The organism is Sinomonas gamaensis (assembly GCF_005876955.1).
Lineage (GTDB): Bacteria > Actinomycetota > Actinomycetes > Actinomycetales > Micrococcaceae > Sinomonas > Sinomonas gamaensis.
In genome coordinates this window covers 1-12,567 of record NZ_SSCL01000029.1, presented here as the reverse complement: position 1 = coordinate 12,567, position 12,567 = coordinate 1, and the positions used below count along the sequence as shown (strand labels likewise).

General features: G+C 68.7%; 15 protein-coding genes and 1 pseudogene. 6 read left to right on the top strand and 10 right to left on the bottom strand.

Annotated features, from left to right (window positions below):
* Positions 1-387: 387 nt before the first annotated feature.
* The 6 genes from E5679_RS20540 to E5679_RS20515 form a co-directional block, all read right to left on the bottom strand.
* Positions 388-1,017 carry an MBL fold metallo-hydrolase gene (locus tag E5679_RS20540; protein ID WP_138419384.1) on the bottom strand — a complete coding sequence of 210 codons (630 nt, stop codon included), beginning with the start codon at positions 1,015-1,017 and terminating at the stop codon, positions 388-390.
* A 111-nt stretch (positions 1,018-1,128) separates the two neighbouring features.
* Complete coding sequence (rpsN, locus tag E5679_RS20535) at positions 1,129-1,434, bottom strand: 30S ribosomal protein S14 (protein ID WP_138419382.1); 306 nt, start codon at positions 1,432-1,434, stop codon at positions 1,129-1,131.
* Positions 1,435-1,437: 3 nt separating this feature from the next.
* Positions 1,438-1,608, bottom strand: coding sequence for a 50S ribosomal protein L33 (gene rpmG, locus E5679_RS20530; protein WP_138419380.1), 171 nt, complete (start codon positions 1,606-1,608; stop codon positions 1,438-1,440).
* Complete coding sequence (rpmB, locus tag E5679_RS20525) at positions 1,608-1,844, bottom strand: 50S ribosomal protein L28 (protein WP_136612456.1); 237 nt, start codon at positions 1,842-1,844, stop codon at positions 1,608-1,610. Before rpmB ends, rpmG begins: the two co-directional genes overlap by 1 nt.
* A gap of 231 nt (positions 1,845-2,075) precedes the next feature.
* Entirely contained in the window at positions 2,076-2,552 is a 477-nt protein-coding gene (locus tag E5679_RS20520) for an SRPBCC family protein (protein ID WP_138419378.1), read from the bottom strand.
* Positions 2,545-2,886 (bottom strand): ArsR/SmtB family transcription factor, encoded by a 342-nt coding sequence (locus tag E5679_RS20515; RefSeq protein WP_138419376.1) that lies wholly within the window; start codon positions 2,884-2,886, stop codon positions 2,545-2,547. The genes E5679_RS20520 and E5679_RS20515 overlap by 8 nt, the downstream gene beginning before the upstream one ends.
* 309 nt (positions 2,887-3,195) lie before the next feature.
* Here E5679_RS20515 and E5679_RS20510 point away from each other — a divergent pair, with 309 nt between their 5' ends.
* Together E5679_RS20510 and E5679_RS20505 are read left to right on the top strand one after the other, a co-directional pair.
* A complete protein-coding gene (locus tag E5679_RS20510) occupies positions 3,196-5,202 on the top strand; it encodes an acyl-CoA dehydrogenase family protein (RefSeq protein WP_138419374.1) in 2,007 nt (668 codons plus the stop codon).
* Between the two features lie 76 nt (positions 5,203-5,278).
* Positions 5,279-5,746, top strand: coding sequence for a DUF4383 domain-containing protein (locus E5679_RS20505; protein WP_138419373.1), 468 nt, complete (start codon positions 5,279-5,281; stop codon positions 5,744-5,746).
* On the opposite strand, the gene E5679_RS20500 is transcribed toward E5679_RS20505, so the two are convergent.
* From E5679_RS20500 to E5679_RS20490, 3 genes are read right to left on the bottom strand one after another with little or no spacing between them, the layout of a single operon-like run.
* Positions 5,743-6,792, bottom strand: a complete 1,050-nt coding sequence (locus E5679_RS20500) for an enoyl-CoA hydratase/isomerase family protein (protein WP_138419372.1) — start codon at positions 6,790-6,792, stop codon at positions 5,743-5,745. The genes E5679_RS20505 and E5679_RS20500 overlap by 4 nt on opposite strands.
* Positions 6,789-7,559, bottom strand: coding sequence for a gamma-glutamyl-gamma-aminobutyrate hydrolase family protein (locus E5679_RS20495; RefSeq protein ID WP_171042500.1), 771 nt, complete (start codon positions 7,557-7,559; stop codon positions 6,789-6,791). The genes E5679_RS20500 and E5679_RS20495 overlap by 4 nt, the downstream gene beginning before the upstream one ends.
* Complete coding sequence (locus tag E5679_RS20490; RefSeq protein WP_138419369.1) at positions 7,556-8,632, bottom strand: glutathione S-transferase family protein; 1,077 nt, start codon at positions 8,630-8,632, stop codon at positions 7,556-7,558. Before E5679_RS20490 ends, E5679_RS20495 begins: the two co-directional genes overlap by 4 nt.
* 63 nt (positions 8,633-8,695) lie before the next feature.
* On the opposite strand from E5679_RS20490, the gene E5679_RS20485 reads away from it, so the two are divergent.
* The 4 genes from E5679_RS20485 to E5679_RS20470 all read left to right on the top strand — a co-directional run bounded on the left by E5679_RS20485 (position 8,696) and on the right by E5679_RS20470 (position 12,340).
* A complete protein-coding gene (locus tag E5679_RS20485) occupies positions 8,696-9,532 on the top strand; it encodes an enoyl-CoA hydratase/isomerase family protein (protein WP_138419368.1) in 837 nt (278 codons plus the stop codon).
* Positions 9,533-9,622: 90 nt separating this feature from the next.
* On the top strand, positions 9,623-11,053 hold the full coding sequence (locus E5679_RS20480; RefSeq protein ID WP_138419366.1) for a ferredoxin reductase family protein: 1,431 nt from the start codon (positions 9,623-9,625) through the stop codon (positions 11,051-11,053).
* Positions 11,050-11,547, top strand: coding sequence for an FMN-binding protein (locus E5679_RS20475; protein ID WP_212747020.1), 498 nt, complete (start codon positions 11,050-11,052; stop codon positions 11,545-11,547). The genes E5679_RS20480 and E5679_RS20475 overlap by 4 nt, the downstream gene beginning before the upstream one ends.
* Positions 11,531-12,340 (top strand): FAD:protein FMN transferase, encoded by an 810-nt coding sequence (locus tag E5679_RS20470; RefSeq protein WP_249336268.1) that lies wholly within the window; start codon positions 11,531-11,533, stop codon positions 12,338-12,340. The genes E5679_RS20475 and E5679_RS20470 overlap by 17 nt, the downstream gene beginning before the upstream one ends.
* Positions 12,341-12,449: 109 nt before the next feature.
* Here the strand turns inward: E5679_RS20470 and E5679_RS21385 are convergent.
* Positions 12,450-12,567: pseudogene (locus tag E5679_RS21385) on the bottom strand (IS30 family transposase); the annotation flags it as partial.

Genomic DNA, 12,567 nt, shown 5'->3' with positions numbered 1-12,567 from the left:
AAAAACAATCCAGGCCAACGCCCAGCCCAACTGCACCGGGGTGCAGCAGACCAGACAAAATCAGCCATCAAAAAAATGGCATCGAATCGAACATGGCACACTATTGAGTTCTCAAACAACCGGTCCCATCGGGTGCATCCCCTAAGCTCAAACCTAGGTTATCTCCCCGTCGGAACGATGTTCAATCCTACCGGAATTCCTTTCGCCCTGCAAATTCAAGCTTTCGCTTCAATTCCCGGCTTTCAGGAGTTCCTCCCCCACTCAACGAATCTCAGACAGGACATGTCCCATCATGGAATTCAGAGGAAGGATTTTGAGGATCTCGCCGCGCGCTTCGCAGCGGCGGCAACCCGGACTACGTTACACGCTTCCCGCACCCCTCGCAAATCAGGTGTGGAGCTCGCGGACCGCTCCGTGTCCCGGGCACAGCCAGCGCGCACCGACCTCCTGGATGAGCTCGAGGGAAGCCTGCGCTTGATCCTGATCGCTGGTGAGGAAACGCGGCATGAGACGCAGTCCGTTGTCGCTCCCGCGGACGGCGTCCCCTGCGAAGACGACGTCCTCGAAGACGAAGGCCATATGGCCCGGGGTGTGCCCGGGAGTCCCAAGAGCCGTGACCCCCGGGAATGGTTCCTCCCCACCCTCGAGCAACTCGAGCCCGCCGGCGAACGCATCCGTAGCGCGCCTCGCAAGCAGGCGACGGAAGCGCGTCGCAGGCCGACGTGTCCCCTCAAGGACCTCGGCATCCGCCCGCCCCAGCCATACTCTGGCTCCGGTCGCCGCCTGGACGGCGGGCGCAGCCCCCACATGGTCGGCGTCGGAGTGCGTCACGAGCACATCGGTCACGCGCGCCAGAAGTCCCGCCTGCCGCAGTTCGCGGAGCAGGCCGCGACGCCCACCCACAAGCCCAGGATCAACAATCGCCACCCGGTCGCCGTCGAGGATGGCGTAACCGTTGGAGCCGGCGCTGTGCTGAAGCCGGAAGACCGCCGGGTAGATGCTCTCCATGCCTCCCATGCTGTCCCCCTCAGCTGAAAACCGGAAGCCAAGCACAAAAAGCCGCAGCGGCGGCACCCGGGGAGGGTGCCGCCGCTGCGGCGGTGGAATCAGCTGGCCGAGGCCGGCTGGTTACCAGGAAGACTTGGTGACGCCCGGAAGCTCGCCCTTGTGTGCCATGTCGCGGAAACGCACGCGGGAGATGCCGAACTTCTGGAGGGTTCCCCGGGGACGGCCGTCGATCTGGTCGCGGTTGCGGAGGCGGACCGGCGAAGCGTCGCGCGGGAGCTTCTGCAGGCCGAGGCGAGCTGCCTCGCGGGCCTCGTCGGTCGCGTTCTCGTCGACGAGGGTCTTCTTGAGCTCGGCACGCTTCGCGGCGTAGCGCTCCACGATGACCTTGCGCTGCTCGTTACGCGCAATCTTGGACTTCTTGGCCATGGTTTAGCGCTCCTCTCGGAACTCGACGTGCTTGCGGACGACCGGATCGTACTTCTTCATGACGAGACGGTCCGGGTCGTTCCGACGGTTCTTCCGGGTCACGTAGGTGTACCCGGTGCCCGCGGTGGACTTGAGCTTGATGATGGGACGTACGTCCTTGTCCTTCTTGGCCATCAGAGCTTCACACCCTTCGCAAGCAGCTCGGCGACGACCGAGTCGATGCCCCGCACGTCGATGGTCTTGATGCCACGGGCCGAGAGCGTGAGGGTCACGTTACGGCGCAGGGACGGCACCCAGTAGCGCTTCTTCTGGATGTTCGGGTCGAACCGACGCTTGGTGCGGCGGTGCGAGTGGGAGATTGAGTGACCGAACGCGGGCTTGGCCCCGGTCACCTGGCAATGTGCTGCCACAGTTCGCTCCTCCAAGTTGTAGTCAACAGTTGCAGTAAAAATGACGGTCCGCAGATGCGTCCCGCCACCTAGATGCACCGTAGTTCTGCAGCTTTCCGGAGGGTGACCAGGCGGGGTGAGAGCCAGCCGAAGTTCCTCGCCGCGGGTTGGACGGTGTCTTCAGTGCCGAGAAGTGGACTCCACTGCATACGACAGCGTTAAATACTAGGCTCCGCGCGGGAACCCTGCAAATCAGGCGTCCTCACCCTCGGCGAGCAGCTCGCTCAGACGTCGGAACAGGTGGCCGCTCCAGCCTCCGCCCATGATCTTACGGGCCATCTGATCGTTCGGGTGATCCGGGCGGAAGCCCTCCTGCGCCAAGCTCAGGCGGGTGCCGCCGTCGTGCGCTTCGAGGCGGAAGGTGACGGTTGTCCGCATGTCGTTGCCCGCGGATTCGTCCTGCCAGGAGATCACCAGCAGCTCGGGTTCATGGAGCTCGAGGACCTCGCAGACCGTAACCCCTGAGTAGCGCGTGGCCTCGACCGGCTGCGAGCGGAACGTGAAACGCTGGCCCACGACGGGCTCGAAGTCGTTGGGCATGAGCCACTGGGCAAGCAGCTCCGGAGTCGTGAGCGCGCGCCACACGACGGCGGGCGGCTGCGGGAAGAAGTCCGCGATGCGGATGGCAGTGGGATCCTCTGCGGTGGTTGCGTGCGTGGAGTCAGTCATGGGGGGATTCCTTGTCCAGAAGGGAGGCGAGCCGCGACATTCGGCCTCGCCAGAACTGTTCGTACGGTTCAAGCCATTCCCGGAGGAGCGCGAGCGGCTCCGGGGTGAGCGAGTAGTACCGATTCCGCCCCGCCTGCCGCTCCCCCACGAGCCCGACGGCGCGCAGAACCTTGAGGTGTTCGGCGACGCTCGGGCGGGCCATAGCGTAGCGGTCCGCGAGAGCCTGCGCCGTCTGCGGCCCATCGAGGAGAGCGGCGAGCAGGTCGCGCCGAACCGGGTGCGCCAGGGCGGCGAACACGTGGTCCGTGGGAGTCTCTCTGCTCTGCCGGGGCATTCCGCCAGCATACGTAGGAAATTTCCTACGCGTCAAGCACGACTTAAAAGACGAGCGCCCTGGCGCCCGGTTGGGGGTTCCGGGCGTCAGGGCGCTCTAGCGCCGCCGCGAGCATTTGGGGGGAAGCCCGCGGCAGCAGTACCCAACGTTACCGGCTGGTATGGCCCGCTTCGGCGTTCTTAGCGCTTCCTTAACGGGATGTCGCCCACGCCCCACAGGGCCCTACCCGTCAGTACTACTCAGGCGTAGCATTGGACGACAGCTGAAGGGTCACCGGCCCGCGGCGGCCCGGGGAGCGAGGGGGCTGCCATGACCACGGACACGACCACGCCGGGGACCGTCTCCCCTGACCAGGAGCCCAAGCGCCAGCCCGCCAGCGAGCCGGGGTGGGACGAATCGCGCGCCGTGGCCGAGGCGAGCCGGGAGACGACCTGGACTCGGCCGAGCTTCGCCAAGGCCCTCTACCTTGGCGACTTCCAATGGGACCTCATCTCCCCGCCCCCGGTCCCGAGGGCCGAGGAAGAAGCTGACGGCGAGGCCTTCCTGCGCCGTCTCGAGGCGCTCTGCCGGACCCTGGACGGCGAGCGCATCGAAGCGGAGGATCGAATCCCAGACGAGTACTTCCGCGCTCTCGCTGAACTCGGCGTCTTCGGCATGAAGATCCCGAAGGAGTACGGAGGGCTGGGCCTGACGCTCGCGTATTACGGCCGCGCGCTCATGATGCTCGGCTCGGTCCACCCGAGCATCGGCGCGCTCCTTTCGGCCCACCAGTCGATCGGCGTCCCCGAGCCGCTCAAGATGTTCGGAACCGAGGCGCAGAAGCGCGCGTTCCTCCCGCGCTGCGCCGCGGGCGCCGTCACGGCGTTCCTCCTCACCGAGCCCGACGTGGGGTCGGACCCCGCGAGGCTGACGACGACGGCCCGGCTCGCCGACGACGGCGAAAGCTACGTGCTCGACGGGTCCAAGCTCTGGACGACGAACGGGGTGGTCGCGGAGCTCGTCGTCATCATGGCGAAGGTCCTCCCGCACGGCGATGCGGGCGACGTACCCGCCAGCAAGGGCGGGATCACCGCGTTCGTCGTTGAGATGGACACTCCAGGGATCACCGTCGAAAACCGCAACGCGTTCATGGGGCTGCGCGGACTCGAGAACGGGGTGACGAGGTTCGACGGCGTGCGCGTGCCCGTCGCAAACCGGGTGGGCCGCGAGGGACAGGGCCTCAAGATCGCCCTCACCACACTCAACACCGGCCGGCTGTCCATCCCGGCCCTGTGCGCCGGCGCAGCCAAGTGGTCGTTGAAGATTGCCCGCGAATGGTCCACCGAACGAGTGCAATGGGGGCGGCCGATCGGGCAGCACGAGGCCGTCGGCAAGAAGATCGCCTTCATCGCCGCGACGTCGTTTGCTCTCGAGGCCGTCTTCGAGCTCTCGGCCGCGCTGGCCGACGCCGGGATGAAGGATGTCCGCATCGAGGCGGCGCTCGCAAAACTGTGGGCGAGTGAGATGGCGTACAAGGTGTCCGACGAGCTCGTGCAGATTCGCGGCGGCCGCGGCTACGAGACGGCGGCCTCGCTGCGGGCGCGCGGCGAGCGAGCCGTTCCAGCCGAACAGGTGCTCCGCGACATGAGGATCAACCGCATCTTCGAGGGATCCACCGAGATCATGCAGCTTCTCATCGCGCGCGAGGCCGTCGACGCGCATCTCGCGGCGGCTGGCGACCTCGCCCGGGCCGACGCGACGCTCTCCGAGAAGGCCAAGGCCGCGCGGGGCGCCTCCGGCTTCTATCTTCGGTGGCTGCCCGGCCTCTTCGCGGGTCAGGGACTCGACCCCCGGGCCTTCCGCGAGACCGGCCCGCTGGCGAAGCATCTGCGGTACGTCGAGAGGTCCTCCCGGCGGCTCGCCCGCCATACGTTCGCGGGAATGGGACGTTGGCAGGCCGGGCTCGAGCATCGTCAGGCGTTCCTGGGAAGGATCGTGGACATCGGCGCGGAGCTCTTCGCGATGTCCGCCTCGTGCGCTTGGGCGCAGCAGCTCCGGTCGACGGGCGCGATGGGCGGATCGAACGCCCGGGACCTCGCCGATGCCTTCTGCGAGCAGGCGCGGCACCGCGTCGAGGCCCTCTTCGATGCACTGTGGGTCAACTCGGACGCCAGCGACCATGCGCTCACGCGGCGCGTCCTCGCGGGCGACTTCGCCTGGCTCGAGGCGGGAGTCTTCGATCCCTCAGAGGGAACGGGCCCCTGGATCGCGGAAAGCCAGGGCGGGACCCATGGGAAGCCCGACGTACGGCGTCGGCTCGGCGAGCAGCCCGGCTGATCGGCGTTTGCGGCAAGGCCCCGGGGGTACCGGGTGTGGACATGGGTCACCATGGACCCGCACCTGAGGAGGAACCATGTCAACGTCCGCAACACCGGCAGCCTCACACCACCATCGCAGCGCCGTCGAGATCGCGGCCACCGCGGTCGGCGCCGTCTTCCTTGTCGTGGGGATCCTGGGCTTCATCCCGGGCATCACCAGCGGTTCGCTCGGCTTCGCCGGACATGGCTCAGAGGGGTATCTACTCGGGCTCTTCCAGGTCTCCGTGCTCCACAACATCGTCCATCTGCTGTTCGGCGTCGTTGGGCTGGCCCTTGGACGGAACGCCGCGGCCGCGCGCAACTACCTCATCTGGGGTGGCGCGATCTACCTCGTGCTCTTCCTGTACGGCCTCATCTTCAATGGCGACTCGGGCGGCAATTTCGTGCCGGTCAACGCGGCCGACAACGTCCTGCACCTAGTGCTCGGCATCGGCATGCTCGTCCTGGGCCTCGCGCTGGGCCGTGACGTAGCTGGACGGTCGCGCGTAGCGGGTCGTCGCTAGCCCCCGGCAGCGAATGCAGCCTCAACCCCGGCCGGATCGACGTCCTCGATCCGGCCGGGGTTCCACTGCGGGGCCCCGTCCTTGTCGATGAGCAGCGCGCGGACCCCCTCGCGGAAATCGGCTCGGCGGACCATGGCCGTGCCCAGTGCAAGGTCCTGCGAGAGGACGGCCTCGAGCGAGCCGAGCTTCGGCGAGCGGCGCAGGGCAGCGAGCGTCACCGCGACGGAGAACGGGCAGACTGTGCGGACCTCCCGGAGCGCGTCGGCGGCGGCTGGGTTCGTCGGCGCCAGTTCGGCGAGGCGTCCGAGGATCTGTGTCGCCGAGTCTCCGGCATACACGTCGTCGATCCAGGACCGCTCCTCGGCGAGCGCCGCAGGAGGGGGCTCCACAGCCAAGGAGGCGACGACGTCGTACGCTGCGGTCGGTGCCCAGTCGCTGCGGTCGGAGGCGGCTGCCAGGGCGTCGACCAGCGTCTCCAGCCGCTCTGAGGGAACCATGGCGTCTGCCCAGCCGAGGAGGATCGCCCCGGCGCCGTCTGTCTGGCCGGACGTCAGGCACAGGTGAGTGCCAAGCTCGCCTGGTGCGTTGGCGAGCAGGAGGCTCATGCCGACGTCAGGCGTGAAGCCGATGCGGGTTTCGGGCATCGCCACCCGCGTCCGCTCGGTCACGACGCGCACCGAGCCCGATTCCCGGGGGGCGTGCGCCGAGATCCCGAGGCCCCCGCCCATCGTAATGCCGTCCATGAGGGGGATGTAGGGCTTGGGGTACCTGCCGATGAGGGCGTCGAGCCGATACTCATCGGTCCAGAAGCGGATCGCGTGCTCATCCGTGCCAGTGAACAGTGCGCGGACGTCACCGCCCGCGCACAGCCCGCGGGCCCCTCCACGCACGACGACGGCCCGCACCTCGGGTGCCTCGGCCCACCTCCGCAGCTCGCGCTCCATCGCGAGGACCATGCCGTCGTCGAGTGAATTCAGCGCCTTCGGACGGTCCAGCGTCAGGATCCCAAGGCCTCCGCGCACCTCCGATCGGACGTGTTCGCTCATCGGGCGCCCTCCTGCGCTGGAGCCTGGACGACGGCCCAGTCGCGACAGGCGGCGACAAAGGCACCAACGATGGCGTCAAGTTGTGACGGTTCCGACTGAGGGTCCTCGGGGTGCCACTGGACCGCGAGAAGCCAGACGTCCGGATCCACTGCCTCAAGGGCCTCGATCACGCCGTCAGGGGCCGTTGCGGACACTCGCAGGCCGGGTGCGACCCGGCGCGCCGCCTGATGGTGGCCGGAGACCACGCTGGCCGTCTCCCCGAGGAGGCCGGCGAGACGCGTTCCCGGTTCCAGCGCAACCTCGTGCAGGACCATGGGGCCAGCCGGGTCGCCATGGTTGCGATGCCGGGTCTCGGAGCCGAGGTCCTCGTGCAGGCTTCCGCCCAGAGCCACGTTGATGATCTGGAGGCCGCGGCAGATCCCGAGCACCGGCCGACCCGTATCCAGCGCCCGCACGACGGCGGAGGCCTCGAAGGCGTCGGCAGTCGGGTCGACGTCAGACACGGCGGGGTGAGCCGGGTCGCCGTCGTACAGGACCGGATCCACGTCCCCGCCGCCCATCACGAGCAGGCCGTCCCACTCGATGCCTTCCCCGAGGAGGGCGCCGGCGAGGCGCGGATCGGCGGCGTCGAGGACGACGGCGGTGCCTCCCGCACGTTCGACGGCGGCCGCCGCGCTCCGCGTGAGGCCATCGAGCTCGGCCCGAAACCACTCGGCGTAGGCGGGCGCTGAGCCAGGCCAGGTGATCGCGATCCGCGGCGCCGTCACGCTGCGCCCTCTGGGTAGAGAGGGCTGTGACCAGCGGCTACGCGCTCTCCCTCGGGAGGAGGACCCGGAGGCGTGCCGTCCCCGAACGGGCGCCCGCCGAGCTGCTCGCGGCCGTGCGGCGTGAGCCAGTTCGCGAGGTCCGGGCCCTTCGGGACGATCTGCGTGGGATTGATGTCCTCGTGGACCACGTAGTAGTGCCTCTTGATCTGCACGAAGTCGATCGTGTCGCCGAAGCCCGGGGTCTGGAACAGGTCCCGCGCATAGCCCCACAGCGCCGGCTGCTCGGTGAGCTTGTTGCGATTGCACTTGAAGTGGCCGTGGTAGACGGCGTCGAAGCGCGCGAGCGTTGTGAAGAGGCGGACGTCGGCCTCGGTGATGGTATCGCCGACGAGGTAGCGGCGGGTCGTGAGCCGCTCCTCGAGCCAGTCGATCGCAGCCCAGAGGCGGTCGTACGCGCGATCGTAGGCCTGCTGCGATCCCGCGAAGCCGCACCGGTACACGCCGTTGTTGACGTCCTTGAAGACGCGATCGTTGACCTCGTCGATCTCGTCGCGGAGTGCCTCCGGATAGAGATCGGGCGCGCCCTCGCGGTGGAAGGCGGTCCACTCGGTTTCGAAGTCGAGGGTGATCTGCGGGTAGTCGTTGGTGACCACGGCACCGCTCGGCACGTCGACGATCGCGGGAACCGTGATTCCGCGCGGGTAGTCGGGGAAGCGCCTGAAGTAGGCCTCCTGGAGCCGTTCGATGCCGAGGACCGGATCGCGGCCGTCCGGGTCGAGGTCGAAGGTCCAGGACCGGGAGTCGTGCGTGGGACCCGGCAGGCCGAGCGAGATGGCGTCTTCGAGCCCGAGGAGTCGGCGGACGATGACCGTGCGGTTCGCCCACGGGCACGCCCGGGCCGCCACGAGCCGGTAGCGGCCGGCCTCGACGGGCCAGGCCTTCGCCCCTTCGGGCGCCCGCGAGCCGGGCGGGAACGTGCCGTCGCGCGTGATCCGGTCCTCGATGTACCGGGTGTCGCGCGTGAACTCCTCGCCTGTGTGCACGTAAGAACCAGCGGTGCTGTACGTCGACATGGGTTCAGCCTAGTCCGCACTGTCTGTCGAGGTGTTGGCACGTGCTCCGATAGCCTGTGGCCCATGGACTTCGGCACCTTCGAAACTCTGGCCATCGAGACGTCCGAGGGCGTCGCCACCGTCACGATCAACCGTCCGGAGGCCCTCAACGCCCTGTCCACCAAGGTGGTCGAGGAGCTCGCGAGGGTGTGCGAGGTTCTGAACCAGCTGGGCGGGACGGGCACGGCGGCGAGCGCAGCCCTCGACGGGGCGTGGCCCGTCCGCGGCGTGATCCTCACGGGAGCCGGCGGGAAGGCGTTCGTGGCCGGCGCCGACATCCGAGAGATGGCGTCGATGAGCCTCGATGAGGGCGAGTTCTACGCCCGCTCCATGCACGCCGTCACGCTGGCCCTCGAGGCGGTGCCTGTGCCCGTCATCGCCTGCGTGGACGGCTATGCCCTCGGCGGGGGCTGCGAACTCGCGCTCGCCGCCGACTTCATCTACGCGAGCGAGCGCGCCCAGTTCGGCCAGCCCGAGGTGAACCTCGGCCTCGTCCCCGGCTTCGGCGGGTCCGTTCGGCTCCAGCAGCGCATCGGCCTCGGCCCCGCCCGCGAGCTCATCTATACCGGCCGGCGGATCGATGCCGCCGAGGCCTTGCGGCTCGGCCTCGTGAACCGGGTCCTGCCGACGCGCGACGAGCTGCTTTCAGCCGCCGCCGAGACCGTCCGCGAGGTGGCCGCGAAGTCTCCGACCGCCGTCGCCCTCGCCAAGCGCTCGATCAACCAGTCGACGGGACGCCCGACAGCGGAAGGCCTCACCATCGAGGCCGGCAGCTTCCGCGCGGCATTCGCGACCGAGGACAAGAGGGAAGGCACCGCGGCGTTCCTGGAGAAGCGGGAGGCTGTCTTTCCCGGGCGGTAGGAGGCAGATCACACTCGGTGCCGCGGCCCCACACCTCGGCACAAGGGCTGTCACAGGCTTTCGACAGGGTTGAAGCCGAAAGTTATTGGCATGACGACAGCATTCCGCACCGCCGACCGGCCCGCGCAGCCGCCCAGCGAGCGCCCCGCCGGCGGGCTGGCTCGAACCCTGCGCCAGCGCGGTCGCCGCCGGCTGCTGCGCGAAGACTTCCTCACCATCCTCGGGTGGGCCTCAGGGGCCGCCGCCGTCGCGCTCTACCTGGCCGACGGCGGCGCGGGCCAGTTCACCAACGTCACCTCCGGCATCACGGGACTGGGCATCATCGCCGGCCTCATCGGGACCGACCTCGTGCTGGTCATGCTGCTGCTCGCGGCGCGGATCCCCTTCATCGACGCCGCGATCGGCCATGACCGCGCAATGCAGGTGCACGGCAAGCTCGGCAAGCCCGCGCTGTACCTGATCCTTGCGCACATGGTCTTCCTGCTCGTCGGCTACGGCCTCGCCGATCGGGTCAACCCGATCGCCGAGGGCATCTCGATGTGGAACGACCTCCCCGACCTGTGGCTCGCGTTCATTTCGACGGCGCTGTTCATCCTCGTGGTCGTGACCTCCCTTGTCGCGGTCCGCAAGAAGTTCCCGTACGAGTTCTGGTACGTCGTCCATCTGCTCACGTACGCCGCCGTGCTCACCGCGCTCCCCCACCAATTCAGCGAAGGCCAGCTCTTCGCCCCGGGCCAGTGGCAGCGCTGGTACTGGATCGCGTTCTACGTGCTGGTGCTCCTCGCCCTTCTCCGCTACCGCATCTGGGCCCCCATCGCCCTGACGTTCCGCCACCAGCTCAGCGTGAGCCGAGTGGTCGCGGCGGGCGACGGTGCCGTGAGCATCGAGCTCACCGGCGTCCGGCTCGAGGAATTGACCGGCGCCGGCGGACGGTTCTTCATCTGGCGCTTCCTGGCCCCCGGGCTGTGGTGGCACCACCACCCCTTCAGCCTCTCCGCCGATCCGGCCGCCGGGCGCCTGCGGATCACCATCCGCAACCTTGGCAGGGGCAGCGCTGCGCTCATGTCTGTCCGTCCTGGGACAAGGGTCGCCCTCTCCGGGCCCTACGGACTCTTCGGCCACGCGGCCCGCACCCGGCCTGGCCTCGTGCTCGTGGGCTCCGGCATCGGCATCACCCCTCTGAGGGCCATCCTCGAGCGGGCAGAGTTCGAGCCCGGAACCGCCACCGTCATCCTCCGCGCCTCGACCCCCGAAACCCTGTACCTTCGCGACGAAATCGCCGGGCTCTGCCAGCAGAGAGGAGCAACCATGTACGAACTCGTGGGCCACCGAGCCCGCCGCGGCAACGCGTGGCTGCCCCGCCACCAGACCGGGCTCAGGCTCTCCGACTACGTCCCGAACCTCGCGGCCGCCGACGTGTACGTCTGCGGGCCGAAGAAATGGACCGACTCCGTCCTAGAGGACGCCAGGTCCACGGGACTCGTCGACGAGCAGCTCCATCACGAGAGGTTCGACTGGTGAGGGCCCGCGCAGCGGCAGGGGCCGCCCTCGCGTCCGCCGGCATCCTCGCCGCCGGATGGCAGGCCGGAGCACAGGCGATCGAAGCCTCGCAGGTCACCGGCGTCACCACCTCGGGTGGCACAAACGGGACCGCATCGAGCGGGTCCGGCTCGTCAAGCACCTCGGGCTCAGGCACCACGGGCGGCGGCAGCCGGGCAGCGTCGTCGTCCGCTCTCAAAGACGGTTCGTACACCGGAGCCATCGAGAGCACTCGCTTCGGCAACGTCCAGGTGCAGCTCGTCGTCTCCGGCGGCAAGATCACGGACGTCAAGGCGCTCCAGCTCACCGACGCCGAGCGGAGGTCGCAGATGATCAGCGCCACCGCGGCGCCGATCCTCCGATCCGAGGTGCTCCAGGCGCAGTCCGGCAACGTCGACACGGTGAGCGGCGCGACCGTCACCTCCGACGCCTACCTCTCCTCGCTCCAGGCGGCCCTCGATGCAGCCCATGCGTGACGAGTCGGCGGTCCTGAAGTCACGAACGTTCCTCGCGATGGGAACAGTTGTGAGCCTCACCGCGTCGTTCCCGACGGGTGGCTCTGCGGACCCAAAGGAGCTCGACGCCGCGGTCCGCCTCATCGAGTCCGACTTCGCTGAGCTCGAGGAACGGTTCAGCCTCTTCCGGGAGGACTCGGAGGCAAGTGCCTTGGCCCGCGGGGTCATCCGCCTCGCCCACGCGAGCCCGGAGATGCGGGCCTGCTACGCGGAGGCCGTCGAGTGGCGGCGGAGGACCCACGGCGCCTTCACCGCCGAGCGGCCCGACGGCGTCCTCGACCTGAGCGGGCTCGTCAAGGGCCGCGCCATCGCGCAGGCCGGGGATTCCCTCGACGCGTTCGGCCTGCGCAACTGGTGCCTCAACGCCGGCGGCGACGTGCTGGTCTCGGGCACGCCGTCGCCGGGTGATCCCGAGCGGTCGTGGCTCGCCGGAATCGTGGATCCGGCGGATCGCCGGACTCTGCTGGGCGCCTACCCGTTGGGTTCAGGAGCACGCCGAGCCCTCGCGACCTCGGGCTCCGCTGAGCGCGGCGACCACATCTGGGGAGTGGGCGGCCGAAAGTCGGAATTCGTCCAGGTCAGCGTGGCAGGGCCGGACATCGTGACCGCGGACGTTCTCGCGACCGCCATCGTCGCGGGCGGCCGAGAGCTCCTCGATGTCGCCGCGTTGGAGTGGGACGTGGACGTTCTGGCCGTGACCCGGGACGGCAAGCTGCTCGCAACCCCCGGTTTCAGGGCCCCGCACGCGGCCTGACGCCGCGTTCGGCCGTCTTCCAGTCCACTTCTCGCCCCGAGCGGGCGTGACGCGCCGGGGTTTCGGCCCGACACGCCTGAAGGCCCTCGGAGAACCGGACAGGGCGGTCTCAAGGAGTGTTGGCAACGGCTGCTGCGAGGTCTTCGAGGAAGACTTCTCGCGGTGTCCTGAAGCCTAGTGCCTTGCGTGGCCGGTTGTTCATCTCGAAGGCGATGGCGTCGAGGTAG